A 26,131-nucleotide genomic window follows, 5' to 3' on the forward strand; every position below is an offset into this window, starting at 1 on the left:
ATTATTGAGATCTCTTTTTCATGAAATGCACTATCAAATAGATTGCGCTGCCTAATATCAACACAACAGATACGCCCTCGCAAAAGCCGAGGGCGAAATCTGAAAGTTCTTTTCTGAATATACTGCTTAGTGCAAAAACACCAGCACCTATCGTCAGATAGACAGCTGCAAATTTATAGGCAGTTTTACTATTCATTCTTATTTCTTATTAACACGGAATTTCTCGCAACCGTCTTTCAGGAAACCAACAATCTGTTGTGCGGCAGCAATACCGGCATTGATGTTAGCTTCAGCAGTCTGTGCACCCATCTTCTTCGGTGTAGAGAAATAACGGCCTACGAACTTGGCAGCAAATGTTTCGTGAGCTGCGGGCATGATATCAGTCATGTATTTCAGGTCACCGCGTTCTTCCATCAGCTGAATCAGTTCTGCTTCGTTGATAACTTCCTTACGTGCAGTATTTACCAATACACCACCCTTCGGCATTTTATTTACCAAAGCATAGTTGATAGAATTCTTCGTTTCAGCAGTAGCCGGAATGTGCAATGAAACTACGTCACAAGCAGAATAAAGCTCATCAGCAGAGTCAACAGCTTTCACGCCGTCTTTCTCAATCACTTCTTTCGGACAGAAAGCATCGAAAGCAAAGATTTCCATACCGAAACCCTTGGCTATGCGAGCCACGTTGCGACCTACATTACCATAAGCGTGAATACCCAGTTTCTTACCCTTCAATTCCGTACCGGAAGTACCGTTATACATATTGCGGACAGCCATCACCATCATACCGAAAGCAAGTTCGGCTACGGCATTAGAGTTCTGTCCCGGGGTGTTCATTACGCACACACCATGAGCAGTGGCAGCTTCCAGGTCTACATTATCGTAACCTGCACCTGCACGTACTACAATCTTCAGTTCTTTTGCAGCGTCCAATACTGCGGCATCTATAATGTCGCTACGGATAATGATAGCATTGGCATCCTTCACTGCGTCCAGCAACTGGGCTTTCTCTGTATATTTCTCCAACAAGGCAAGTTCATAACCTGCTGCTTCAATTTCTTTGCGAATACCGTCTACAGCTACTTTAGCAAACGGTTTGTCGGTTGCAATTAATACTTTCATGATTCTTATGATATTAAAAAAAGACTCACCACAGAGGACACAGAATACACAGAGTTTTTATTAATTATCCTCTGTGACCTCTGTGTACTCTGTGGTGAATAAAATATTATTAATGAAGTTTCTCAAATTCCTGCATGCAGTCAATCAAAGCCTGTACGCTTTCCTTCGGCATAGCATTGTAGCAAGATGCACGGAAACCACCCACTGAACGGTGTCCCTTGATACCTACCATACCTCTTTCTGTAGCAAACTTCATGAAGTCAGCTTCCAGTTCTTTGTATTCAGGAGCCATCACGAAGCAGATATTCATGCGTGAACGGTCTTCCTGTGCGGCTGTACCTACGAACATCTTGTTACGGTCGATTTCAGCATACAGCATATCTGCCTTTTCTATGGCACGGCGTTCCATTTCTTTCACACCACCCTGTGCCTTGATCCAACGCAAAGTCTGCAATGCAGCATAGATGGGAACAACCGGAGGAGTGTTGAACATAGAACCGCTGTCAATATGTGTCTGATAGTTCAGCATCGTAGGAATATAGCGGGATACCTTACCCAAAGCGTCATTCTTCACGATAACGAAGGTTACGCCTGAAGGAGCCAGATTCTTCTGTGCACCGCCATAGATACAGATATATTTAGACACGTCGATAGGACGGGAGAAAATATCGGAAGACATATCGGCAATCATCGGAACGTTTACATCCAGGTCTTCTTTAAGTTCAGTACCATAAATAGTGTTATTGGTCGTGATGTGGAAATAATCAGCATCAGCAGGCACTGTATAATCCTTAGGAATATAAGTATAAGTAGACTCTGCGGAAGAAGCGACTTCAACTACTTCACCGAAAGCTTTGGCTTCTTTCATGGCTTTCTTAGCCCATACACCTGTATTCAGGTAAGCCGCTTTCTTTTCGAGGAAGTTGAAGGGGACCATGCAGAATTCCAAACTGGCACCACCGCCCAAGAACAGTACCGAATACCCTTCGGGGATATTGAGTAATTCTTTGAATAGTGCTACGGCTTCGTCCACAACAGGTTGGAAGTCCTTAGCACGGTGGCTGATTTCCATCAGTGAGAGGCCTGAGCCGTTGAAATCAAGAATAGCTTTTGCCGTATCCTCAATCACCTCACGAGGAAGAATAGAAGGTCCTGCATTGAAATTATGCTTTTTCATTTGAAGTTTGTTTTGGTTATACAATTTCGTTCATTAGTGTCTTTAGACCTTGCGAAATTACGGAAATATTTCTTTAAAACAAACCTTTCATAATGAAATTCTATTTTAACAGCGCATTTAGCTTACTTTTTTATGGTTTATACAGGATATATGCACCATTTTGTTATCCATACTTATCAAGAACGGACTTTTAGAAGAATCTAATAGTAATACGATTTTATTACTTTATATTCAGAAGTTTAGACGCAAAAAAAGTGAATATTTATAAGAAAACTTACTTAGCTTCCTCAATTATCGTCTTTACTCCTTTAATTTTCTCACCTTGTATCAACGTGAGCAACTGTTTCATTTTACTACGGCGCACAGCTACGAAAGCATAGTGTTCTTTCACATCCACTTGTCCCACATCTTCACGCCCCAGTCCACCTTTCTTATATAAGAAGCCGACAATATCGATTTTGTTCAGCTTATCTTTCTTTCCTTTACCTATATATAAGGTAGCCCATCGGGACTTGGCCGGCTTCGGCAGTACTTCCGGAAACTCAAAGATTTCAATATCTTCGGGAATGTATTCAGGAACCCGTTCTTCATTGTGCAGGATGAGATAGGAATTTCCGTCAGCTTCCCAACGAGCCGTACGTCCGTTGCGGTGCGTACAGGCTTCTTCATTGATAGGAAGATGGTAGTGAACTACGTTCTCAATGCCAGGAATATCCAGTCCGCGGGCAGCAAGGTCGGTAGAAATCAGTACAGCACAACTGCCATTGCGGAATTTATAAAGTGCACGTTCGCGGTCGGGCTGTTCCATGCCGCCATGAAACATATCACAAAGAAATTTCTTTGATTGTAAATATGCTGTTACCCGTTCCACACTTTCGCGATAGTTACAGAAAACAAGGGTTGAATGATGTCCGAGTGTGCAAAGCAGATTATACAAAGTTTCCAGTTTATCTTTCCCGGGAGAAAGGACTTTATGAAGTCTCAGGCGTGGAGCAAGAGCTTCCGGATCGAGGAAGTCAAGCTTGACAAGTTGAACGTTGAGAGTTGAACGTTGAGAGTTATCAGCGTCTCTTACACCGGTGAACTGGGGAATTTCTTCAGCATCAGTAGCAGAAAGCAGCACACGTTTTTTTAGGGAAGGCAACTGCCCGATAACTTCCGCCATTTCATCATGGAAACCGAATTCAAGGCATTTATCGAACTCGTCTATCACCAGTGTAGTGACGCTGCTCGCATTGAAATTCTCTTTCCGCAAGTGATCGTTCATTCGTCCCGGTGTGCCGATGACAACTGAAGGATTAATGCCCTTCATTGTCCGGTGCTCCTCCATAGCGGGACGACCACCGTAACAGCTCATTGCCTTAAATGGAGTTCCCATAGATTTGAAAACTGTTTCAATCTGCAACGCCAGTTCGCGCGAAGGTACCAAAACAATAGCCTGCACTCCTTGCATTTCTGCCTTCAGCGATTGCACCAATGGAAGAAGAAAAGCCAGTGTCTTGCCCGAACCTGTAGGCGAAAGCAATACTAAATCTTTGTTTTCACGATAAGCCTCCCGCGTTGCCTCTTGCATTGGGGTGAGTTGTTCTATTTGCAGATTTCTGAGTATATCTTGAATTTCCATAATGATTTTTTCTATGACGAGCCAAAGATAATGTAATTTGAGTGTAGAACTTTCATGCTTACATGAAAAAGTTATGCCGGAATACAGTTTATCTTATCAAAAGATAACAAAAAAACTCCTGCGTAGCCGTAGCCATGCAGGAGTTTTCTAAAATATCGAAGTCATTTATAAACTTTGAAGTTTCAACTTATCCGCCGAAGTTATCAAACATCAGGTTCTGAGCCGGAACACCGAGATCGTCGAGCATCTTCTCAACAGCTTTCGACATCGGACCAGGCCCACACATGTAGTATTCAATATCTTCAGGAGCTTCGTGGTCTTTCAGATAAGTTTCGTAAATCACCTGGTGAACGAAGCCTGGAGTATACTTCACGCCGGCTGCATCTGCTGCAGGATCCGGACGGTCCAATGCAAGATGGAACGTAAAGTTCGGGAAATCCTTCTCGATTTGCAGGAAGTCTTCCAGATAGAATACCTCGTTCAATGCACGTGCACCGTAGAAGTAAGTCATCTTGCGGTCTGTAGTGTGCAGTGTCTTCGTCAAGTGCATGATTTGTGCACGCAACGGAGCCATACCGGCACCACCACCAATCCACATCATTTCCTTCTTAGAATCAAATATCGGATGGAAGTCTCCGTAAGGACCACTCATTATTACCTTGTCACCCGGTTTCAGCGTGAAGATATAAGAAGAAGCGATACCCGCAGGCACATCCATGAAACCTTGTCCCTGATCTTTCGGCTTGAACGGCGGGGTTGCGATACGTACCGTCAACATGATACGGTCGCCCTCTGCCGGATAGTTAGCCATAGAATATGCACGGATGGTTTCTTCGTCATTGTTACACTTCAATGTAAACAAACCGAATTTCTCCCATGCGGGCAAGTACTCGTCACCAATCAGACTCTTATCAATATCCTTGTTATAGTCCATTGAATATTTAGGTATCTTGATCTGTGCATAAGAACCCGGGATGAAGTCCATGTGTTCACCCTTAGGCAACGCCACGATGAACTCTTTGATGAACGTAGCCACGTTCTTGTTGGAGATAACCTCGCACTCCCACTCTTTTACACCGAGCACAGACTCGTCAATCTTGATGCCCATGTCGCTCTTCACTTTCACCTGGCAACCCAGACGCCAATGGTCTTGTACCTGTTTACGGCTGAAGTGAGGAACTTCGGACGGCAGGATTTCGCCACCACCATCCAGCACCTGGCATTTACACTGTCCGCAAGAACCCTTACCACCACAAGCGGAAGAAAGGAATATACCGTTCACGGACAACGTATTCAGCAACGTGGAACCGGACTCTACGTCCAGCACATTGTCGCCATTGATAGTCAGTTTTACATTACCCGAGGGTACCAGGAAATTCTTGGCAACCAACAGGATAACGACAAGCAGCAGAATAACCACCAGGAATACTCCAATGCTCGCTAATATTAAATTTATATCCATTGTTTTATTCCTTTCTTTATTAGATGTTCAAACCAGAGAAACACATGAATGCCATTGCCATCAAGCCTACTGTAATAAACGTGATGCCCAAGCCTTTCAGCGGAGCAGGAACGTCAGAGTAAGCCATCTTCTCGCGGATAGCCGCCAAACCTACGATGGCGAGCAACCAACCGATACCGGAACCCAGTGCGTAAGAGATAGCATCCCATATATCACCGATATATTTCGGATCGCTCTCACCTACATTGATGCGTTGCTGCATGAAGAGCGAAGCACCCATGATGGCACAGTTTACAGCAATCAACGGCAGGAAGATACCCAGTGAAGCATACAGCGACGGGCTGAAACGCTCTACCACCATCTCCACCAACTGCACGATACCTGCAATTACGGCAATGAAAAGAATAAAACTGAGGAAGCTGAGGTCAACGCCTTCAATGATAGCGTTAGCAGCCAGCACCTTGGTCTGCAACAAATAGTTGACCGGAAGCGTAACCACCAATACGAAAGTAACGGCGATACCCAGTCCTACGGCAGTCTTCACGTTCTTGGATACAGCCAAGTAAGAGCACATACCCAGGAAGAACGCAAATATCATGTTGTCCACAAAGATGGAGCGGACAAATAAACTTATTAAATGTTCCATAATTCTTTGAATTAAGAATTAAGAATTAAGAATTAAGAATTTCTATGCAGCGCCATAGTGCCGCCAATTCTTCATTCATCATTCTTCATTCTTCATTTATATTACTTTTCTTGCAACTCTTTGTGACGTGCACGCTGATACCAGATGATACAAGCGCAGATAATCAACGCCATCGGCGGCATCAGCATCAAGCCGTTGTTCACATAACCTATATTCGTTAACCATTCGTGGTTCAGGATGTTGAAGCCGAGCAACGTACCGGAACCCAACAACTCACGGAAGAAAGCTACGATAATCAAAATCTTGGCATATCCCAACCCATTACCTATACCATCAAGGCAGGATTCCCAGGGACCGTTCTGCATAGCAAATGCTTCCAGACGTCCCATCAGGATACAGTTTGTAATAATCAAACCTACATAAACGGAAAGCTGTACGCTTACGTCGTAAGCAAACGCTTTCAGGATTTCACTCACAATGGTTACCAGGGCGGCTACCACAACCAACTGAACGATGATACGGATACGGTTGGGGATAGTCTTGCGCAGCAACGAAATCACCACATTGGCAAAAGCCGTAATCACTGTTACCGAAAGCCCCATTACGATGGCGGGTTCCAGCTTGGCAGTTACAGCCAGTGCAGAACAGATACCCAGCACCTGTACGGTAACGGGGTTGTCCATGCCTAGCGGATTAGAGAATACTTCTCTGTTTTTCTTTGAAAATAACTGTCCCATATCCTTATTCCTCATCATTATTGGTTAAAAAACTCTTGTAACTATTCAGACAAGTTTTCAGCATAGCATCCACACCTACAGAAGTAATCGTACCGCCGGAGATACCGTCCACCTGGAAATCAGGTTTCTCTACCTTGCCGTTTTTCACAACACCGAGGGCAACTTCGCCGTTATCCAGTGTCTTCTTGCCCAAGAATTCATCCTGGAAGTGTTGACCTGCGATTTCAGCACCCAGACCCGGAGTTTCACTGGCATGAGAGAAATAAACACCGTAAACGGTATCCTTATCACTGTTCAGTGCAACATAACCCCAGATGGCGCCCCAAAGACCGGCACCATAAACAGGGAATACATATTTCGTTTCTCCGTCCACTTCTGCCACGAATACGTGCAGGCGTTGGTGTTCTTTAGCTTCTTTTTCGTAACCGGTAGCAAATGCGCCTGTGTTTTCGGTCAATGTACCGTCCACGTTCATCAGCATGTCTCCCTTTACATATTTATTATATTCAGCCTCGGCATCCGCAACATTCTTAATGTTCAATGCAGCAAGGATTTGCTTCTTCGTATCCAGTTCCACGTTTTTATCCTGAATGCTTCTCAGTGAGGAACTAACGAATGCCAGCAAGAATGCAACGATAACAACCATTACCGAAGCATAAATGATAGTATAACTATTACTATTGGTATTCATTTTCTTCGGGTATTTTAATTGTTAGACTTGATTGCACGTTTCTCGCGGCGGCTGATGTTGCCCTGTACTACACAGTAGTCAATCAGCGGAGCAAAGATATTCATCAGCAGGATGGCGAGCATCATACCTTCGGGGTAACCGGGGTTCAGTACACGGATCACGATGGCCATGACGCCAATCAGGAAACCGAAGATATACTTACCCGTCTCGGTACGTGCCGAAGTTACGGGGTCGGTAGCCATGAACACGGCACCAAAACAGAAACCACCCAGCACGAGGTGTTCGTACCAAGGCATCTGAGCCATCGGAGTGTCAGGACCAACTGTATTGAACACCCAAGCCATGAATGCACCACCTACGAATACGGAGAACATCGTCTTCCAGCTTGCAATGCCCGTTACCAGCAACAGGATAGCACCGAGGGCAATGGCAATTACACTCGTCTCACCAATAGAACCCGGTATCAGCCCCGTCACCATATCCCAGGAGAAAGGCGGAACGGCACCTGTAGTGGCAGCTTCACCCAAAGGAGTAGCTACGGTCAATCCGTCAACAGCCTGTCCCATGCCGAAGATAGAATCACCCGATACCCATACGGCATCACCGGACATCTTGGTGGGATATGCGAAGAACAGGAATGCACGGGTAATCAAGGCAACGTTGAATACGTTCATACCCGTACCACCGAACACTTCCTTAGCAAAGATTACAGAGAATGCAGTAGCCACTGCCAGAATCCACAGCGGACAGTCCACCGGAACAATCATAGGGATAAGGATACCGGAAACAAGGAAACCTTCCTGGATTTCTTCTTTCTTCCACTGAGCCACTACGAACTCAATACCCAAACCTACTACATAAGATACAATGATTTTTGGCAATACAGCCAGGAAACCGTAGGCAAACAATTCGATAAAGCTACCAGTAGCACCGGTAGCATGGAAATGCTGATAACCCACGTTATACATACCGAACAACAACGCCGGTATCAACGCAATAACCACCATCGACATAATGCGTTTGCTGTCGATAGCGTCGTGAATGTGCGTTCCCGATTTCGAAGTCCTGTTGGGGACGAACAGGAATGTCTCGAATCCGTCGAACACAGACTGGAATGCGTGGTATTTACCGCCCTCTTCAAAGTTCGGCTTTATCTTGTCGAGATAATTTCTTAACGCTTTCATTTTTAATTTTTAATTCTTAATTTTTAATTGAATTACGCCATTTCAGCACGAAGCATGTCGAGCCCGGCACGAACAATACGTTGAACTTCTACCTTTGAAGAGCATACAAATTCGCAAAGGGCAAAATCCTCGGGAGCTACTTCGTAGATACCCAGGGCCTCCATGCGGTCGATATCGCCTGCAATGATAGCCTTCACCAGATATTCGGGGAAGATGTCCATTGGGAATACCTTGTCGTACTCGTTGGACATAATCATGTGGCGTTCGCCGCCTTTGACACGTGCATCGAGTACATACTCCTTGTTCTTGCCCATCAACCAGCTAAAATAGGAATGATTTACGCTGAACTGATCAAAACGCGGCATAATCCAACCTGCCATTTCATGGATGTCGTCACCTTCGGGAATTACTGTCAGCTGACTGTCGAAAGCGCCGAGGAAGCCGTTCGGGCTTACCTGTTTACCTGTAAGTACATTACCGCTGATGTAGCGCAAGTCTCTGCCTGTGGTCACGTTTCCACTGAATACGTTTGTCAGCAGGGCGCCTACTTTCAGTTTGCAGTATGCAGGTTTCAACACTTCGGAACCTGTCACAGCTACCTTACGCGTCATGTCCACACGACCAGTGTTGAACAGACGACCGATGAAGATGACTGCTTCCGCACCGATTGTCCACACGGTTTCACCCTTCACGATAGGGGAAATGTGGTTAATCTGTACGCCTACATTTCCGGCCGGGTTCGGTCCGTCAAATGCGGTAATCGTCACATTCTTGGCTTGCGTCAACGCTGCTGCCTTTTGTTTCACACTAATACTCAGATACGTCTTTGCCATCTTGGCAAGAGCGTCAAGTCCTGTCTGGAAGTTTGCTTCCTCGCCTTTCAGGGCGAACTCGAAATCGGGTGCCAGCGGGTTACTGTCGAAGGCTGAAATGAAGATGGCTTTCGGATACATCGTAGGGTCAGCAATCACGTCGTAGGGACGCTGACGGATGAAAGCGAACATACCTGCTTCCAGCAATGCAGCTTTCACTGACTCACCGTTCAGGGCATTCACGTCTTTCTTACCGAATTCTTCATAGTCTTGCTCAGCAGCAGCTTCAACGACAATGTTCAGCACTTTGCGGCGTGCACCGCGCTCCACGCTTGTCACTACGCCGCTTACGGGCGAAACAAATTTCAATTCAGGATGATTCTTGTCGATAAACAAGGGTCCTCCGGCCATCACATATTCCTGTTCTTTGACCACCACTTTCGGAGTGATACCCGTGAAATCCTCGGGAACCAATGCGTAGAATCCCGGCTCTTTCACAGACTTTAACTCCTGAGCAGCTTTACCTTTCAGGTTGATGTCAAGGCCTTTACGTAACTTAATTACATTTGCCATGCGTTTATATAAAATAATGGTTTCATTAATTTGCCGCAAAAGTAGCAAAAAAGAACGTGAATAAAGAGTAAAAAAGAAAGGAATTACGGATAAATTTCCGCAATTCCTTTCGTTAACGAGCACGACAATAATAGGGCTACTGAAAAGGGGCTAAAATAGTATACCACTGCAATAATTCGATTTGCCCTTGCAATAATTTTATTAGCCCTTCCAATAATTATTTCTAATTTTCTTCCGCAAACATCGGATCCCATGCCGGCAGACGGATAGGCTTCTGCTTGAATATATCCATCACTTTGGCAGGCACATATTTGGTTTCCAACACCAGACGGAACATATATTCGTTGAACCATTCGTCAGTCATAATCAGGTGTCCCTGGTAACCGCTTGCGGGACCCCAACTGTTCTCCACCATCCACTTCACAGGCTGTCCGTCCTGATTCAAGTCCACTGCCATGAGGGTCATTGCATGGCTGGAGCCACTGGAAAAGGTTTGGATACGCTGTTTCTTATCCATGCCGAAAGTGGTGCCCATCAATGATTCGTAATCATAGTTTTTCACATCGAGCAGTCCACGCTCTGAGTTCAGGAACTTGCCCACATCGCAGGAAAAATACATCATGGTACTGTCTTTCAGGGAGGCGATGGCCATTTCCTTGATGTCCTCTACAGGCAGATTAACGTATGTCCAGTTCTTGCCGTCGTAGCGGTGGCGGTCATAGTCTATCTCATAGCATTTGTAGTACTCGCGGGTGGGGTCATTCATCACCATCACGTAGTTGGTCAGCAGGTTTTCGTCACCATACTTTTTCAGGAAGGACATCGGGGTATGATGTTCTGTTTCTGCGGGATTGCCTTTGGCATCTTTGCGTACATAGTCAAATTCCGTGGGCGGAACTCCAAGATTCAACACCAGCATGCGATAGATGGTGCCGAGCATCGTTGTTTTTTCTTTATCCAGTGCGGCAGGTTTTGCTCCTTTGGAAGCAAGGTCACGCAACTGTAATCCGTATTCTTTCAGTTTCAGGGAAATGAGGTTTGCCATGCGCGCCGTATTATCGCTGCTGTTCGTTTCCGGCATCGCCTCTTTAGGCACCAGACCATATTTGCTGACGATATCGGCAACCCCCGTAAACGTTCCTCCATCACTCAACGGATGCTGGAAAAGCCATTCCACGGTCTTGTCGGTCATCGGACTTTTGCTTGTGTCGATTACACCTTGGAGGAAAAGGTTCGCTTTCTCCAACTGGTCCCAGAAGAAAGGATAAATCTCTGAAAATTCAAAAGACTGGAAGCCATATTGGGCAATAGTCTTGGCACGCATCACGTTCAGCCCAGTGAAAAGCCAGCAACGGCCGGAAGATTTCTGGTCTGTAATTCCTTTGGAGTTTACTTTCACGGAGAAATGAGTATCCATACCTGTCAGATTTTCCTGGTTGAGGGCCAGTTTGCGGATGTCGTTGTTGCCAATAGCATTACGCAAGGCTTTATCGGCAATAGATCCCTGATAGCTCTGTTTAATCTGATGCAGCATGGTTTCGCTGATACCACCCTTCCCGTCCTGTGCCTGCATAGAAAACAAAGCGGCACTGAAAACAAAAACTGATAAAATTCGTTTATTCATGAAATAATAGTTTTATGTTATTTATTCAAGTTTCGCAAACAAGAAATCTGCCTCTCAATACATCCGGACCAAGACAGGCTCGTAGCAAGTCCGTATCTGCTCCGTACCAAGTCCGTACTATCTCCGTATGTATAGACACGGAGCAGGTACGGAGAAGGCACGGAGCAGATACGGACCGGATAGGTTTTGTTTACCTCATGAGGTGATGCAAATTTAATTGCTTTTTTGAAACTTTTAGTAAATTCTTTAGATTTATTGTCAATTGAGTTGAAAACTTATCCAAATAAATTAGTTTTCTTTGCACCCTCATTCGTATGATATGAAGAAATATATAATAGGTATTGTGACGTTACTGTTTTCAGTAACAGTTCTTTCCGCTCAGGAAATGATAAACTTGGCTACCAGCAATGACACGACTCCGGCATTGACCAAACGTGAATTACGAAAACAAAAGGTAGCAAAGCGAAATCTGCATTATAACATTCTGGGTGGCCCCAGTTACACCCCCGACTTTGGTGCCGTACTTGGCGGAAGCGCCCTGATGACGTTCCGGATGAATCCCAGTGACACCACACAGTTGCGTTCTGTAGTCCCCGTAGCTATTGCTTTCCTGTTCAATGGCGGCATCAACCTCTTCTCCAAACCCCAGCTCTTCTTCAAAGGCGACCGCTTCCGCATCTTCGGAAAGTTTGCTTACAAGAATACGGAAGACAACTTCTATGGATTAGGTTATAATACGAATAAAAATTATGTCCGCAGCGACACCACCAGCCAATATCGTTACAGCGGCATACAGTTCAACCCCTGGTTCCTGTTCCGACTGGGCAACAGTAATATATTTGCCGGTCCGCAGATAGACATCAACTATGACGACATCACGGAACCTGCCAAGCATCTGGTAAACGAGCCTTCCTACAAAGCGGCGGGCGGAACCAGCAAAGGATATACTAACTTCAACTCCGGCGTCGGCTTCCTGCTGACTTACGATAGTCGTGACATCCCTGCCAATGCATATCGTGGTATGTACCTTGATTTTCGTGGAATGATGTACACTAAATTTCTCGGAAGCGATGACAATTTCTATCGTCTGGAGATAGATTACCGCCAGTATAAGAGCCTGGGTAAACGCAGGGTACTCGCCTGGACGGCCCAGAGTAAAAATGTATTCGGTGACGTGCCGTTGACGCAATACGTCCTTACAGGAACTCCTTTCGACCTGCGCGGTTATTATATGGGACAGTATCGTGATAAATCCTCCCATGTAGTCATGGCAGAATATCGCCAGATGATAAACACCGACAAAAGTACCTGGGTGAAACGCATGCTCAACCATGTAGGTTTTGTGGGATGGGCAGGTTGTGGTTTCATGGGGCCCACTATGGGCAAAATAGAAGGTGTACTGCCCAATTATGGCATAGGATTACGCATCGAGGTGCAACCCCGCATGAACGTGCGTCTCGACTTGGGTAAAAATACAGTTAACAATCAAACATTGTTCTACTTCAACATGACAGAAGCATTTTAATGAATGAATGATTTGTTTCCGTCTTGTATATGCAATGTAAAAAATACCCCATAACGGACAATTTAGAACTCACAACCAGCAACTATTTTTACCGATTCTCTTGCATCAGTAAAAGATTATCCATATTTTTGGGCTTTATTATCTTGTTTACCTTAAACAAAACTGAGAACATCACATAATGAGAACTTTCGAGATAGTATTCTGGATAAGCCTGTTTATTGTATTCTACACTTATATAGGATATGGAATTGTATTGTACATTTTGGTCAAAATTAAAGAAACTTTCCGTAAACTGGTACATTACCCCATGCCCCCCGACGGGGATTTGCCGGAACTGACCCTGTTCATCGCTGCTTACAACGAAGAAGATGTTGTGAATGAGAAGATGCAGAACTGCCTGGAGTTGGATTATCCCGCAGAGAAACTACAGATATTCTGGGTTACGGACGGCAGTAACGACCATACCAACGAACGCCTTGCACGCTGGCCACAAGCCACTGTACTCCACCAACCCGTACGCCAGGGAAAAACCGCTGCACTCAACCGGGGTATGAAGTTTGTAAAAACTCCCCTTGTCGTATTCACCGATGCCAATACACATCTGAACCGGGAAGCCTTACGTGAAATTGTTCATGCCTTTGTCAATCCCAAAGTGGGCTGCGTGGCAGGCGAAAAACGTATAGCCATGCAGGCAAAGGATAATGCCGCATCCGGTGGGGAAGGCATTTACTGGAAATATGAGTCTAAGCTGAAAGCCCTCGATTCACGCCTCTACTCGGCTGTAGGCGCTGCCGGAGAATTGTTTGCCGTCCGCAGCGAACTGTTCGAGGATATGCAGACAGATACATTGCTCGACGACTTCATTCTCTCCCTTCGCATCGTCATGCGGGGTTACACCATCGCTTACTGCGCTGCCGCCTATGCCACCGAAAATGGTTCTGCTGATATGCAGGAAGAGGAAAAACGCAAAGTACGCATCGCAGCCGGAGGTTTGCAATCCATCTGGAGACTGCGTCCATTACTGAACCCTTTCCGCTACGGCCTGCTCAACTTCCAATATGTGTCTCATCGTGTCCTGCGGTGGTCCATCACTCCCATCCTGTTATTCCTGCTGCTTCCCCTCAACGTAGTATTGCTTTTCACCACTGCCCAGCCACTATTCTATGCTATTATCCTGGGGTTACAAATTCTGTTTTATCTGATGGGAATCTGGGGCTATGTTCTCTCCCGAAGGCACATAAAGAACAAGATACTCTTTATTCCATACTACTTCCTCTTCATGAACGTAAACGTGATAAGAGGATTCCGCTACTTGAGCAAACGTAAAGGCAATAAAAGCGGAGCCTGGGAAAAAGCACGAAGGGCAGGCTAACAAGCCGCCTACCAATAAATCTAAAAACAAAGAAAGACAATGAAAAACATTCTGAAAGACACGAACAATTCCGAGAAACTCCTGAATATGACGTCAGATACATTGATACTCATGGACAAGGATGGAGTGTGCGTAGATATAGCCATCCACAACGTGGATCTCTGGTTTCTGAAAGAAGAAAAACTACTCGGAAAGAACTTGCTGGCGATACTGCCGTCCAGAACATATAGCGAGTTTTATCCGGAATTCAAGAAAGTCTTGTCGCACAGAACAAAGTCGACCCGCAATTACGAACTCTGTTTGAAGGACGATACCTATTTCTTTAAGTGTATCATGCAGCCGTACGGTGCCCTGGTATTATGCCAATACCGGGACATTACGGAGCGCAGCCAACGAAAACTGGAATTGGAAAGGAACAACCGGGAACTCTACGAGATTCAGAAAGCCGCTCTTATCGGCAGTTGGCAATACGAGTCCGACACACGTACTTTCAGCTATGTTGGTCATACCGATATCATGTGTACCGAAGAGCCACAACATATCAACGTAGACATATACCTGAAATATATACTTCCGGAAGACAGGGAAACCTTCAATAACTGGTTGGAACAAAATCTGCAAGGTGATATGGAGAACAGCGTGGATTATCGTATTCTTTATCAGGGCCAAATCTTCTACATCCGCCTCAAAGCCTTTGCACGCGAACGCCATAGAGACGGTAACACCACTATGGAAGGTTATATACAAAACATCACAGATATACAACGCCGCCGCAATGACATCAACCTGCTTACCCACGCCATAAACAATTCAACAGAAGATATCTACTCAGCCCGGGAAGATGGTACGCTCATATTCGCCAACCGTTGTTTTAAAGATCGGCACAACATAAGCAATACGGATGACATTACTCAAATGAAGATATACGACCTCCAATCGTATGGCCGTAACCAGAAAACATGGGCAGAATTTGCCGCCAGCGTCAAGCGGGGAGAATCCAATCAAGGTTACATCGTCCATAACCCGTTACCACTTCGTCCCGAAGTGCTTGCCATTGAAGGAAATTCTTATTGGGTCACCAGCGACGAAGGAATAGGAACGATCTGGACATTCGGCAGGGACATAACACAACGCATCCGTCAAGAACAGGAAATCAAGCAATTAAATCAAGTTTTGGATAAAATTATTGAGAACCTACCCGCCGGTGTTGTCGTGAAAGACATTAAAAACGGCTATAAATATATCTACCGCAATCGTGAGTCATACAATCGGGACATCACCATGCAGGAAGCCCTGGGAAAAGATGACTATGATTTTTATTGTCCTGAAATAGCGGAAGAAAAGAGGAAACAGGATATTGAAGTAACCGCCACCGGAGAGGAAATGCATTGGGTGGCGGAAGAACGCGATGGTAACGGCAATTCCCTCTTCCTCGACAAGCGGAAGATGAAAATAGAAAGTAGCGACTTCCCTCCCATTTTATTAAGCATCGAATGGGACATCACCGACATGGAACTGATGAGACGTGAACTGATGGTCGCCAAAGAGAAAGCCGAAACTTCCGACCAACTCAAATCGGCATTCCTCGCCAATATGAGCCACGAGATACGTACACCGCTCAACGCCATCGTCGGTTTTTCACGCATCATTGCTGAAAGCGACGATACCGAAGAACGCAAAAGTTATTATAACATAGTAGAGGCAAACAACGAGCGCCTGTTGCAACTCATCAATGAGATTCTCGACCTCTCGAAGATAGAAGCCGGCATTGTAGAATTCAGTGTCGCCACGGTCCGCCTGCATCCGCTGTGCAAGGAAATACATGACGCCCACGTATTTCGCTGCCCGGAAGGTGTCGAGCTGATTTTTGAACCTTCAGACGAAGAACTCCACATCGACTCGGACAAGAACCGCATCTTCCAGGTCATTTCAAATCTGATAGGCAATGCGTTCAAATTCACGACCAAAGGCAGCATCAGTTACGGATATCACCAAAAGGGAGAAAAAATAGTATTTCATGTGACCGATACCGGTACGGGTATCGCTCCCGAAAAGATAGGAAAAGTATTTGAACGCTTTGTGAAAGCCAATAACTTCGCACAAGGAACAGGCTTGGGATTAGCCATTTGCAAGACCATTATTGAACGTCTGGGTGGAACAATTTCCGTAACTTCCGAGCTGGGTAAAGGTACTACTTTCACCTTTACCCTGCCTGCCAATACAGCCAAGGAGAAAGAAAAGGAAATGCTTAAAAGCGCACTTGAAAGCAGCGAACTGACAGCCGAAGAGCAAAGTATAATAACTGCAAATGCAGAAAGCACACCAATTCCAGCCACTAAAAGCACAAAGATGAAAACTGTTCTGATAGCCGAAGACACGGACAGCAATTACATCCTGACCAAAGCTATTCTTAGTAAAGAATACCATCTGGAACGTGCCAAAGATGGTATGGAAGCTGTCAACATGTTCGTAGAAATAAACCCGGACATCATCCTCATGGATATGAAAATGCCCAATCTTGGCGGACTGGATGCAACGAAGGTCATTCGTGAACTGTCACCGGACGTTCCCATTGTTGCCCTGACTGCTTTTGCCTACGATCATGACCGCAAAGCAGCACTCGAAGCAGGTTGTAATGATTTCCTGACCAAACCTTTCACCCAAGAGGTACTGAAGGAGACGATAAAGAAGTGGGTTAATAAATGATTAACGGCTAGTGATTAGCTCCTGCGGTATCATAGTGCAGCCTGCTAATCACTAACCATTAATCACTTATTACGCAAAGATATCACTTCTTTGAATATAGGCAATCACATCGCCCTTATTCACGGTATCGCCTTGTTTGGCGCATATCTCTACAACGCGTCCGGTAAATCCGGTCAATATCTTTTCGTATTCTCCCCACGGGGTTGAAAGGTAACAGAACACTTCATCATGCTGGTATTTACGCCCTATGAACGGAGCCACAGAAGGACCTTCCACAGATACTTCCCACAACACCTGTCCTTTATCTAGTGCAATAATCGGATCGGCCTTGGCACGTTTCAGCTTCCGGATTTCTTCTTCCGAGTATCCGTTCTTCACCATAGACGCATCTTTGGCACGTTGCAACTCATCCTCGAAACGCTTCTTGGCTGTGCCGGACTTGTAATCACGATACTGACGGTCGTGCATGGCAAGTTCAAAGAGTTCTTCTTCATCATCTCCATACCCCCAACCGTTCTCGTCCATTTCTTTCCGATATTCATCCAAAACATCCGGGTAGTTCAATTGCGGATCAGTATCCACAAATTCATATCCTTTTGATTTCGCCAATTCCACAATTTCAGGAGCCAGCTCGCCCGGCAGACGTCCGCTCTTACCGAGAATCATATCCCACGTATGATTATCTATCATCGTCCAACGCTCTTCACCTTTCACCAACTGCATAAGATTCATTAATGCCACATTCTTCACATACTGGCTGAACGGTGTCACCAACGGAGGATACCCCAGTTTAGGCCATACGTATTCCACCTCATCAAAGAGCATCACCAGCAGGTCATCAATGCTGAGTTCCGGTTCATTCTTCCCTCTTAATATCATGTTTATACCTGAATGCACTCCTTTCAGATCGGCCATCATGGAGCCCATCATACCACCCGGAAGACCACACTTCAACAGCAAAGAGGACATGTGTTTATTGGTCGGATCCATGAAATAGCCCAGGAAGTCATCTATAAATTCCTGTGTCATGGCACGTGCCTTCATATATGCTTTCATATTGATATCAGGCACCTGGAAGCCCTTATCTTTCAGCATAGCTTGTACGGAGATTACGTCCGGATGTACTTTACCCCAGGACATCGGTTCCATAGCCACATCAATGATGTCGGCGCCATTCTCGCAAACTTCCAGGATAGAAGCCATCGACAACCCTGGTCCGCTATGACCGTGATACTGGATAATCACTTCGGGATGCCTTTCCTTAATCGTCTTCGTCAACCGTCCCAGCATACCCGGACGACCGATGCCTGCCATATCTTTCAGACAGATTTCGGGTGCTCCCGCTTCAATCAGTTGGTCGGCAACATGGGCATAATATTCCACCGTATGCACAGGCGAGTGTGTGATACAAAGAGTTGCCTGCGGTATCATCCCTGCCTCCAATGCATATTCAATAGAAGGAATTATATTCCGCGTCTCGTTCAGTCCACAGAAGATGCGGGTGATATCCCCCCCTTGCGCATGCTTCACACGATACATCAGACGGCGTACATCGGCAGGCACAGGATACATGCGCAAAGCGTTCAGACCACGGTCCAGCATATGCGTTTGTATACCCACTTCATTGAAAGGTTTGGTAAAAGCGCGTACGGCTTTGTTAGGATTCTCACCGTACAACAGATTCACTTGCTCAAAAGCTCCCCCGTTCGTTTCCACACGGGCAAAACACCCCATTTCAATAATCAACGGAGCGATACGTACCAATTGATCTACACGGGGTTGATATTTACCGGAAGATTGCCACATATCACGGTAAACAAGACTGAATTTAATTTCCTTTTTCATCGCAGTCAACAGTTAGCGGTTTAACATATATGAATTACTCGGTTAACTTAACAAGTACAAATATAAAGGTTTATTCTGACATATAGTCAAACTTATATTTGAATTATTTAGAATAAAAGATATGTTTAATACCACATTGAAACTTATTTTTCATTTTATAACATTTCTCATCATTTCATTCCTCTATGATTCAGACGATAATTTATCGGAAAGGATGGAGGGGGGGCATTATGGTACAGTAATGAGCTAAATGCTGATAATGATTTAGGCGCGGATTATGCGCCTAAAATTATATTCATACCGGGAAAGAAAGGAATAAAAGTGATTAGGGTTTAGTGATAAGTGATTAGCACCATTCGGTATATTATCCGTGTCATCCGCGTCTAAAAGATTATTTATCATTTAGTTCATAACACGAAAGAAAGGAACCAATCCCATCACAAAAAACATGCCCAGAGCATTGCCCTGGGCTATAAATATTAAGTTTGTCAGTCTTCAGTCTGCACTGTTTGTTTTCAAACAAAGTCTTTCAGTTCTTGTTGTAGCCGTTGGCGGGTAAAGAAGATACGGCTTTTTACAGTTCCTAAAGGCAATCCGAGACGGTCAGCTATTTCACGATACTTGAAACCGGAGACATGCATGGAAAAAGGAACTTTATAATCGCGGGGTAACGAATTCACGATGCGATGCATTTCTTTTAAATCATAAGATCCTTCGGCATTTGCAAAACCGGAGTTTTGCGGCAGGTTTAAGTGATAAAGGTTATCTGTCTGGTCCACGAAAGTTTGTTCGCGAACGATTCTGCGGTAGTTATTAATAAAGATATTCCGCATAATGGTGTACATCCACCCTTTGAAATTGGTATCGGGCATGTACTTGTCTTCGTTGTCCAATGCCTTGAGTGAGGTTTCCTGCAATAAATCATTCGCCTCCTCTTTATCGGCTGTCAACTTATATGCAAAGCGAAGCAGTTCTTCTTGCACACTAATCAAATCCTTCCTAAAACTGTAGGTATTCATACTTTGCTCTTTTAAATAGTTAATAATTATTTTAAATTCACGATTGCAAGTATAGGGAAGTTTTGGAGTTTCCAAGGACCGAGTTTTGTTTTTATTTAGGGCAAAAACTATCAATTATCAGTTTTCACCCCCTTTTTGAGAGTTTTCTGGTGGTGATTTTTGTAAAAAGCGTATCTTTTTCCGAAGATTTCGTAAACTGTTTGTGATTTTTTTATAGTTTTGCCTACATATAGCAAAAACACTTTATTTAAAAACACTTTATTTTATGAGACGAATTATTAAATCAATCACTCTTCTGGCTATCATGGCTATCGCTTTGCCGTCATTCGGTCAAGGATTGAAAGCTTTCAAGCTGAAGAACGGCCTTTCTGTATATATATGGGAAGACAACACGAAATCGGATGTGTACGGTATTGTGGCCTGCCGAACAGGCTCAGTGAACGATCCGGCAGAGTACACAGGATTGGCACACTACCTGGAACACGTGATGTTTAAGGGTACCGACAAAATCGGTGCACTGGACTGGGCTACCGAAAAGCCTCTTTATGATAAAATCATTGCCAAGTACGATGAAATGGCCGACGAAGCTGATCCCGTTAAGAAAGAAGCAATCGCTAAAGAGATCAACGAGCTGACCATAGAAGCCGGAAAGGTTAGTGTATCCAACGAGTTCATGAACCTGATAGAAAGCATGGGTGGAAAGAGACTGAACGCCGGAACCAGCTTCGATGTAACTTACTATCACAACTCATTCCCTCCCTACCAGATCAATAAATGGTTGGAAATCTACTCACAGCGTCTTATCAACCCGGTATTCCGTACCTTTCAGACTGAGCTGGAAAGTGTATACGAAGAATATAATATGTATAAAGATAATCCGGGAAGCGTACAGCAAGAATTCATTTCGAGTGTCGCCTATGAAGGACATCCGTATGCACGGCCCATCATCGGTCTGCCGGAACACCTGAAGAACCCTCGTCTGAGCAAACTGATCGAATACTACAACGAATGGTATACTCCCGAAAACATGGTACTCATTCTTGTGGGTAACGTCAATGCCAAGCAAATCAGCGGACGTATCAACGCCACTTTCGGTCGTTTACCGGCTAAGGCTACTCCCGAACGTAAAACTTATCCTGACCTTGAAATCAAAGGTCGCAAGCAGTATAATGCTAAAATCGGTTATTATCCCAATGTATGCCTCGTATATAAAGGTGTACCTTCCGGACATCCCGATGAAAAGCCTCTGGAAATCGCCATGTCTTTGCTGAGCAACAGCAGCAGCACCGGTACGTTGGACAAATTGACCATCGATGGTGAACTGACCAATGGTTATGCCTATGCAGACACCCGCCGCGAACAAGGCCGCAATATCGTACGTTGCACCCCACTGTACGATGAAAATCAACGTCGTTTCGAATCGAACAAGAGTGCTGAAAAGAAAGCACTGAAAGCTATCGAGAAAATCGCCAACGGACAATTCGAAGAATGGCAGATCAATGCAATCAAGAACAACATGTGTCGTGACTTCGACCTGATGATGGAATCGAATACTTCCAAAGCCCTCATGCTGATGCAGGCCTTTATCAGTGAAGAAGACCTGGGGCAAGTTCTCAACTACAAAGATGAGGTAATGGCTATTACCACAGAGGATATCAAGCGTGTTGCCAAACAATACCTGACCAACGATTACCTGGCCATCTACATTGAAAAAGGCAAGCTGGATAAGAATGCAAAAATCAAGAAACCGGGTTACAAACCTATCGAACCGCCTGTAGGCAAACAATCTTTGTATGCTACACAGTTCAAGAATATGCCTATCGGACAAGTGGAAGAGAAATTCCTCGACTTCAGCGAGATACAGAGCAAACAACTGAATGACCGCTCCAAGATGTATTATTCGCAGAATCCGGAAAACAACGTATTCAGCCTCACACTCCGTTATGGTGTCGGAGTACGTGATTTCCCGAAACTGGGCATTGCAGCGGACTTGATGAACAACGCCGGTATCATGGGTACTTATGAGCCGCAACAACTGAAAGAGGAACTTAGTAGGCTGAATGCAACTTGCCGCGTAAGCGCCAATCAAAACTACCTCTACATCACCATGGAAGGCTACGAAGAAACCTTGCCACAAGCTTGTCAGCTTCTTGCCCGCCAGATCCTGATGCCGAAACTGGACGAAAAACAGTTAAGCCGTATCAAAGGCTCCATGCTGGGTAGCCGCCAACAACGTAAGGAGAATGTAAACACCTTATCCAACGCACTCCTCCAATACATGATCTTCCAGGATAAGTCATCCTATATTGACGAACTGACAGATAAGGAAATCTACGAATTGCAGATCTCCGAACTGACAGGTGATATCAACCGCGCATCCAACTATGAAGCCGAAATCTTCTATTGCGGAACAATGCCTTTCGATAATGCTTACGACGTCCTCAGCAAGAATCTGCCGCTGGTTGCCAACGAAAAGCCATCTACATCTCCGCAAGACAAGCCGATGGTTTCAGTAACGGAAAATACCATTTACTTCCTGCCTAACACGGATGCGGAACAGGCACAAATTTATTTCTACCTGCCGATGGCAAAATATGATAAGAAAGATGATGCAATACGCGATGCGTTCAATCAATATTTCTCCGGTGGTTTCAACGGTTTGGTAATGACTGAAATCCGTGAAAAACGTTCTATGGCTTACTCAGCCGGAGCCTACATAGGCACTCCTGCATTGCCCGGTAACCCCACTTACCTGTTTGGTAACATCGGTACGCAGAACGACAAAGCCAATGACGCGCTGGATGTCTTCATGGGATTGGTAACGGATATGCCTAAGAATGCAGACCGTATCGATAACATCAAAAGTTACATACGCCAGGAGATGCTGACAACTCATCCTTCTTTCCGCGATAAAGCGGAGAACATGAGAGAATTGCAGCGCATAGGTTACAATGCAGACCCTGCCAAGGAGAATCTGCCAAAGGTTGACGCATTGACTTTTGACGATATCGTGAAGTTCTACGAAGAGAATATTAAGGGGAAACCTTACTGCATCGGCATCATGGGTAACCCGAAAGATATTGATCTGAAGAAACTGGAGAAATACGGCAAAGTAGTGAAACTGAATGAAAGAAAATTATTCAACACGAAAGACGCACTGTTCTAAGCTACGAGTTACAAGCTACGAGCTACAAGTTGCTGCGCTATGACGCTGAAAAGCACTTGTAGCTTGTAACTTGTAGTTCTTTCTCTCATTACTCCTTGCCTTCCTCCTCTTCTCCGCCTCCCGTAAGAATCGGCAGACAGATATTATACTTCACCGCCAGAATGCGCGTCACAAACACCGATACTCCGCCCACCACCTGACAAGCATAGGACTGCATTCCCAGCAGATCGCACAACCAGTAGACCGTACCGCCTACCACACATGCCATCGCATAAATCTCTTTTCGGAAAATCAGCGGTATCTCATTGATAAACACATCACGGATCACTCCACCCGCAGCACCCGTAATGCTACCCATAATGATGGCTACCCAGAACGGATATCCCAATGCAATGCTCTTCCCTACACCGACCACCGTAAACAGTGCCAGACCGATACTGTCGAAGATGAAAAACGTATTATGCAAGTGAATGAGATGCTTTCCGAAAAGAATGACCCAAAGTAAAGCCAGTCCCGTACAAATCAGATAGATAGGATCAGTCATCCACCCCGGCGTCACTCCCAGCAACACATCACGGATGGTACCGCCGCCGATAGCCGTCACGAAACCTACCACGTACGCCCCAAACCAGTCGAACCGCTTTGCCGATGCCAGACGGATACCGCTGATGGCAAAAGCGAACGTACCTATAAAATCGAGAATTTGAACAAATGTAGGCATGATAATCAATGATTAACGTTAAATGTTTAATGATTTATAATCGGTATTCATTAAAATTATGGGCAAAGTAACGAATAATTTCCCTAAGAAAACGTATTTTTGTCTCATCAATTTATATGCAATGAAAATAACAATCGTATCGGGCGCACGCCCCAACTTCATGAAAATAGCTCCCATCACCCGGGCCATCAAAGCCGCGCAGGAAGCTGGAAAGAAGATTTCATACCGTCTCGTCTACACCGGGCGACAGGATGATACCAGTCTGGATGCCTCCTTGTTTTCCGACCTGGACATGAGGCGACCGGACGGTTATCTGGGAGTCACCGGACACGACCATTCGGAAGTGGCAGCCGCCATCATGCTTGCTTTCGAGAAGGAACTGAACAATCATCCCGCGCAGGTAGTACTCGTTGTAGACGATCTTACCGCTACCATGAGCTGTTCCATCGTTGCCAAAAAGCGCGGTCTGAAAGTCGCGCACCTCATTGCCGGAACCCGTTCGTTCGATATGAATATGCCCCGCGAAGTAAACCGCACCATCGTAGATGCCATTTCCGACTATCTGTTTACCGCAGGCATGGTAGCCAACCGTAACCTGAACCAGGAAGGCATGATTCCCGAATACATCCATTATGTAGGTAATATATTGATAGATACCGTCCGCTACAACCGTCACCGTCTGTTGCAACCTGTATGGTTCTCCACCATAGGGCTGGAAAAGCGCGGTTACCTGTTGCTGACCCTCAACCGGCACGACCTGCTGACCAAGAAACATGTGCTCAAATCGTTGATACAAACCTTGATTGAGAAATCCGAAGGCATGCCCATCATTGCGCCCTTGCACCCTTATGTGCAAAAAGCCATCAAATCGCTGGACATCCCCGCGCCTAATCTGCACATCCTGCCGCCTCAAAGTTATCTGCATTTCGGTTACCTCATCAACCATGCAAAAGGCATTGTAACGGACTCCGGAAACATTGCCGAGGAAGCTACCTTCCTCGATGTCCCCTGCATCACGCTCAACTCCTACGCTGAGCACCCCGAAACCTGGCGTGTAGGTACCAATGAGTTAGTGAATGAAGATTCCGTGGCTCTTGCCAATGCTCTGGAAAAACTAATGCTCGGCGAATGGAAACATACTACCCTGCCCGACCGTTGGGATGGACGTACAGCGGAACGTATCGTACAGACGTTGATTAACGGAGAATTAAAGGAGCATTACTGAATTAGGAGTTAAAGGGAGTTATAGGAGTCAACTCCTATAAACAGATAACCAACAGAAATAACCTAACTTATAGAAAGCGAAAAGCCGTAAAGAGGGGTGTTTTCCTGTCAGGTTCTTTTCCAAAAGACTCTCAGATATACGAAATAGGAAAGCGGTTAGTGCAACAGCATGAAACCGCTTTAAACTATTGTACCAGCGCAATAAGCGGACGTATGGAAGCAATTCCTGTTCACAGCCCAAGAGGTTTTTCACAGAACGGCGTGTTTTCACCAAAAAAGAAGCCGCATCTTCCTCCACCAGATGCCAGACTGGATTTTCAATATGCAACACTGGTATACCCGCATCTTCCAGCCTCTTTCCGAAAGCGGTATCCTCATATCCCAAATGAAACGTTTCGTCAAAACGGACACGCAGAAAAAGCTCTCTCGGAATAAAAAAGTTCATACTTATAAATCGCTGATAAAGATGCTTGCGACGTTCGGCAACCGGTTGCGCTTCCACCTGCGCTCCGTATTTATTGCGCAGAAAGGAGTCCCCCTCCTCCGGATAACAAAAACCACCACAGACTACCTGTTCGCGCGCATTTTTGAGGTATAAAGAAAGAAAGTCCTCACCTACCGGACTTGTGTCCGTATCCAGAAAAAGCAAATAAGGATAACGCGCCTGTTCACCCAAATAATTGCGGATAAATGCGGGACCATGATTCGTCTCCAGTTCCAGCACACGACATCCGTCCAATCGGTTCAACACACGGTTTTCTTCCCTCACTTTCCGGCACGACGCATCGTCCGCCACCAAAATTTCGAAAGGAAACTCCGTCAGCAGGGCCATCTCATATAATTTCCGAACCAACGAGACGCAATTTATATTATACACCGGAATGAGTATGGACAGCATATT

General features: G+C 45.3%; 20 protein-coding genes. 5 read left to right on the forward strand and 15 right to left on the reverse strand.

Going from position 1 to position 26,131, the window contains the following annotated elements; translation table 11 throughout:
* Nucleotide 1: 1 nt before the first annotated feature.
* The 11 genes from VYM24_RS20595 to VYM24_RS20645 all read right to left on the reverse strand — a co-directional run bounded on the left by VYM24_RS20595 (nt 2) and on the right by VYM24_RS20645 (nt 11,652).
* On the reverse strand, nt 2-196 hold the full coding sequence (locus tag VYM24_RS20595; protein ID WP_291549542.1) for a hypothetical protein: 195 nt from the start codon (nt 194-196) through the stop codon (nt 2-4).
* A 2-nt stretch (nt 197-198) separates the two neighbouring features.
* Nucleotides 199-1,122 (reverse strand): NAD(P)-dependent oxidoreductase, encoded by a 924-nt coding sequence (locus tag VYM24_RS20600; protein ID WP_007213644.1) that lies wholly within the window; start codon nt 1,120-1,122, stop codon nt 199-201.
* Nucleotides 1,123-1,231: 109 nt separating this feature from the next.
* The gene (serC, locus tag VYM24_RS20605; RefSeq protein ID WP_007213643.1) at nt 1,232-2,299 is read right to left on the reverse strand and encodes a 3-phosphoserine/phosphohydroxythreonine transaminase; all 1,068 of its coding nucleotides are present in this window, start codon (nt 2,297-2,299) and stop codon (nt 1,232-1,234) included.
* Nucleotides 2,300-2,573: 274 nt separating this feature from the next.
* Nucleotides 2,574-3,923, reverse strand: coding sequence for a DEAD/DEAH box helicase (locus VYM24_RS20610; RefSeq protein WP_291549544.1), 1,350 nt, complete (start codon nt 3,921-3,923; stop codon nt 2,574-2,576).
* 187 nt (nt 3,924-4,110) lie between these two features.
* Nucleotides 4,111-5,385 carry an NADH:ubiquinone reductase (Na(+)-transporting) subunit F gene (gene nqrF / locus VYM24_RS20615; RefSeq protein ID WP_291549546.1) on the reverse strand — a complete coding sequence of 425 codons (1,275 nt, stop codon included), beginning with the start codon at nt 5,383-5,385 and terminating at the stop codon, nt 4,111-4,113.
* Between the two features lie 19 nt (nt 5,386-5,404).
* Complete coding sequence (gene nqrE / locus VYM24_RS20620) at nt 5,405-6,031, reverse strand: NADH:ubiquinone reductase (Na(+)-transporting) subunit E (protein ID WP_291549548.1); 627 nt, start codon at nt 6,029-6,031, stop codon at nt 5,405-5,407.
* A gap of 101 nt (nt 6,032-6,132) precedes the next feature.
* The gene (locus VYM24_RS20625; RefSeq protein ID WP_025832034.1) at nt 6,133-6,768 is read right to left on the reverse strand and encodes an NADH:ubiquinone reductase (Na(+)-transporting) subunit D; all 636 of its coding nucleotides are present in this window, start codon (nt 6,766-6,768) and stop codon (nt 6,133-6,135) included.
* 4 nt (nt 6,769-6,772) lie between these two features.
* Nucleotides 6,773-7,459, reverse strand: a complete 687-nt coding sequence (locus VYM24_RS20630) for a Na(+)-translocating NADH-quinone reductase subunit C (protein ID WP_117724733.1) — start codon at nt 7,457-7,459, stop codon at nt 6,773-6,775.
* A 14-nt stretch (nt 7,460-7,473) separates the two neighbouring features.
* Nucleotides 7,474-8,643 carry an NADH:ubiquinone reductase (Na(+)-transporting) subunit B gene (locus VYM24_RS20635; protein WP_294612044.1) on the reverse strand — a complete coding sequence of 390 codons (1,170 nt, stop codon included), beginning with the start codon at nt 8,641-8,643 and terminating at the stop codon, nt 7,474-7,476.
* 32 nt (nt 8,644-8,675) lie between these two features.
* A complete protein-coding gene (locus VYM24_RS20640; RefSeq protein WP_009128511.1) occupies nt 8,676-10,028 on the reverse strand; it encodes a Na(+)-translocating NADH-quinone reductase subunit A in 1,353 nt (450 codons plus the stop codon).
* A 223-nt stretch (nt 10,029-10,251) separates the two neighbouring features.
* Nucleotides 10,252-11,652: a C1 family peptidase gene (locus VYM24_RS20645; RefSeq protein WP_330940807.1), complete on the reverse strand. Its 1,401-nt coding sequence runs from the start codon at nt 11,650-11,652 to the stop codon at nt 10,252-10,254.
* Between the two features lie 319 nt (nt 11,653-11,971).
* Between VYM24_RS20645 and VYM24_RS20650 the strand changes: the two genes are divergently transcribed.
* The 3 genes from VYM24_RS20650 to VYM24_RS20660 all read left to right on the forward strand — a co-directional run bounded on the left by VYM24_RS20650 (nt 11,972) and on the right by VYM24_RS20660 (nt 17,255).
* A complete protein-coding gene (locus tag VYM24_RS20650) occupies nt 11,972-13,177 on the forward strand; it encodes a BamA/TamA family outer membrane protein (protein ID WP_291549554.1) in 1,206 nt (401 codons plus the stop codon).
* A gap of 178 nt (nt 13,178-13,355) precedes the next feature.
* Nucleotides 13,356-14,549 carry a glycosyltransferase family 2 protein gene (locus VYM24_RS20655; RefSeq protein WP_330940808.1) on the forward strand — a complete coding sequence of 398 codons (1,194 nt, stop codon included), beginning with the start codon at nt 13,356-13,358 and terminating at the stop codon, nt 14,547-14,549.
* A 39-nt stretch (nt 14,550-14,588) separates the two neighbouring features.
* Nucleotides 14,589-17,255, forward strand: a complete 2,667-nt coding sequence (locus tag VYM24_RS20660) for an ATP-binding protein (protein WP_330940809.1) — start codon at nt 14,589-14,591, stop codon at nt 17,253-17,255.
* Between the two features lie 69 nt (nt 17,256-17,324).
* On the opposite strand, the gene VYM24_RS20665 is transcribed toward VYM24_RS20660, so the two are convergent.
* Both VYM24_RS20665 and VYM24_RS20670 read right to left on the reverse strand, forming a co-directional pair.
* The gene (locus VYM24_RS20665; protein ID WP_330940810.1) at nt 17,325-19,100 is read right to left on the reverse strand and encodes an oxaloacetate decarboxylase; all 1,776 of its coding nucleotides are present in this window, start codon (nt 19,098-19,100) and stop codon (nt 17,325-17,327) included.
* Nucleotides 19,101-19,615: 515 nt separating this feature from the next.
* The gene (locus tag VYM24_RS20670) at nt 19,616-20,119 is read right to left on the reverse strand and encodes an RNA polymerase sigma factor (protein ID WP_007215087.1); all 504 of its coding nucleotides are present in this window, start codon (nt 20,117-20,119) and stop codon (nt 19,616-19,618) included.
* Nucleotides 20,120-20,384: 265 nt separating this feature from the next.
* Here VYM24_RS20670 and VYM24_RS20675 point away from each other — a divergent pair, with 265 nt between their 5' ends.
* The gene (locus VYM24_RS20675) at nt 20,385-23,285 is read left to right on the forward strand and encodes a M16 family metallopeptidase (RefSeq protein ID WP_299088409.1); all 2,901 of its coding nucleotides are present in this window, start codon (nt 20,385-20,387) and stop codon (nt 23,283-23,285) included.
* A gap of 88 nt (nt 23,286-23,373) precedes the next feature.
* On the opposite strand, the gene VYM24_RS20680 is transcribed toward VYM24_RS20675, so the two are convergent.
* Nucleotides 23,374-24,006, reverse strand: a complete 633-nt coding sequence (locus tag VYM24_RS20680) for a trimeric intracellular cation channel family protein (protein WP_195425980.1) — start codon at nt 24,004-24,006, stop codon at nt 23,374-23,376.
* Between the two features lie 121 nt (nt 24,007-24,127).
* On the opposite strand from VYM24_RS20680, the gene VYM24_RS20685 reads away from it, so the two are divergent.
* On the forward strand, nt 24,128-25,231 hold the full coding sequence (locus tag VYM24_RS20685; RefSeq protein ID WP_299088405.1) for a UDP-N-acetyl glucosamine 2-epimerase: 1,104 nt from the start codon (nt 24,128-24,130) through the stop codon (nt 25,229-25,231).
* A 27-nt stretch (nt 25,232-25,258) separates the two neighbouring features.
* Here the strand turns inward: VYM24_RS20685 and VYM24_RS20690 are convergent, their stop codons facing one another.
* On the reverse strand, nt 25,259-26,128 hold the full coding sequence (locus tag VYM24_RS20690; RefSeq protein WP_330940811.1) for a glycosyltransferase family 2 protein: 870 nt from the start codon (nt 26,126-26,128) through the stop codon (nt 25,259-25,261).
* Nucleotides 26,129-26,131: the final 3 nt, after the last annotated feature.

Origin of the sequence: Bacteroides sp. MSB163, from assembly GCF_036416795.1 — a bacterium.
GTDB lineage: Bacteria > Bacteroidota > Bacteroidia > Bacteroidales > Bacteroidaceae > Bacteroides > Bacteroides maternus.

Excerpts from the sequence above, each read along its gene's own strand:
- VYM24_RS20600 (WP_007213644.1), bottom strand. The coding sequence starts at position 1,122 with ATGAAAGTATTAATTGCAACCGACAAACCGTTTGCTAAAGTAGCTGTA.
- VYM24_RS20670 (WP_007215087.1), bottom strand. The coding sequence starts at position 20,119 with ATGAATACCTACAGTTTTAGGAAGGATTTGATTAGTGTGCAAGAAGAA.
- VYM24_RS20595 (WP_291549542.1), bottom strand. The coding sequence starts at position 196 with ATGAATAGTAAAACTGCCTATAAATTTGCAGCTGTCTATCTGACGATA.
- serC (WP_007213643.1), bottom strand. The coding sequence starts at position 2,299 with ATGAAAAAGCATAATTTCAATGCAGGACCTTCTATTCTTCCTCGTGAG.
- VYM24_RS20690 (WP_330940811.1), bottom strand. The coding sequence starts at position 26,128 with ATGCTGTCCATACTCATTCCGGTGTATAATATAAATTGCGTCTCGTTG.
- VYM24_RS20625 (WP_025832034.1), bottom strand. The coding sequence starts at position 6,768 with ATGGGACAGTTATTTTCAAAGAAAAACAGAGAAGTATTCTCTAATCCG.
- VYM24_RS20645 (WP_330940807.1), bottom strand. The coding sequence starts at position 11,652 with ATGAATAAACGAATTTTATCAGTTTTTGTTTTCAGTGCCGCTTTGTTT.
- VYM24_RS20650 (WP_291549554.1), top strand. The coding sequence starts at position 11,972 with ATGAAGAAATATATAATAGGTATTGTGACGTTACTGTTTTCAGTAACA.
- nqrF (WP_291549546.1), bottom strand. The coding sequence starts at position 5,385 with ATGGATATAAATTTAATATTAGCGAGCATTGGAGTATTCCTGGTGGTT.
- VYM24_RS20680 (WP_195425980.1), bottom strand. The coding sequence starts at position 24,006 with ATGCCTACATTTGTTCAAATTCTCGATTTTATAGGTACGTTCGCTTTT.
- VYM24_RS20685 (WP_299088405.1), top strand. The coding sequence starts at position 24,128 with ATGAAAATAACAATCGTATCGGGCGCACGCCCCAACTTCATGAAAATA.
- nqrE (WP_291549548.1), bottom strand. The coding sequence starts at position 6,031 with ATGGAACATTTAATAAGTTTATTTGTCCGCTCCATCTTTGTGGACAAC.
- VYM24_RS20630 (WP_117724733.1), bottom strand. The coding sequence starts at position 7,459 with ATGAATACCAATAGTAATAGTTATACTATCATTTATGCTTCGGTAATG.
- VYM24_RS20655 (WP_330940808.1), top strand. The coding sequence starts at position 13,356 with ATGAGAACTTTCGAGATAGTATTCTGGATAAGCCTGTTTATTGTATTC.
- VYM24_RS20675 (WP_299088409.1), top strand. The coding sequence starts at position 20,385 with ATGAGACGAATTATTAAATCAATCACTCTTCTGGCTATCATGGCTATC.
- VYM24_RS20635 (WP_294612044.1), bottom strand. The coding sequence starts at position 8,643 with ATGAAAGCGTTAAGAAATTATCTCGACAAGATAAAGCCGAACTTTGAA.
- VYM24_RS20640 (WP_009128511.1), bottom strand. The coding sequence starts at position 10,028 with ATGGCAAATGTAATTAAGTTACGTAAAGGCCTTGACATCAACCTGAAA.
- VYM24_RS20665 (WP_330940810.1), bottom strand. The coding sequence starts at position 19,100 with ATGAAAAAGGAAATTAAATTCAGTCTTGTTTACCGTGATATGTGGCAA.
- VYM24_RS20660 (WP_330940809.1), top strand. The coding sequence starts at position 14,589 with ATGAAAAACATTCTGAAAGACACGAACAATTCCGAGAAACTCCTGAAT.
- VYM24_RS20610 (WP_291549544.1), bottom strand. The coding sequence starts at position 3,923 with ATGGAAATTCAAGATATACTCAGAAATCTGCAAATAGAACAACTCACC.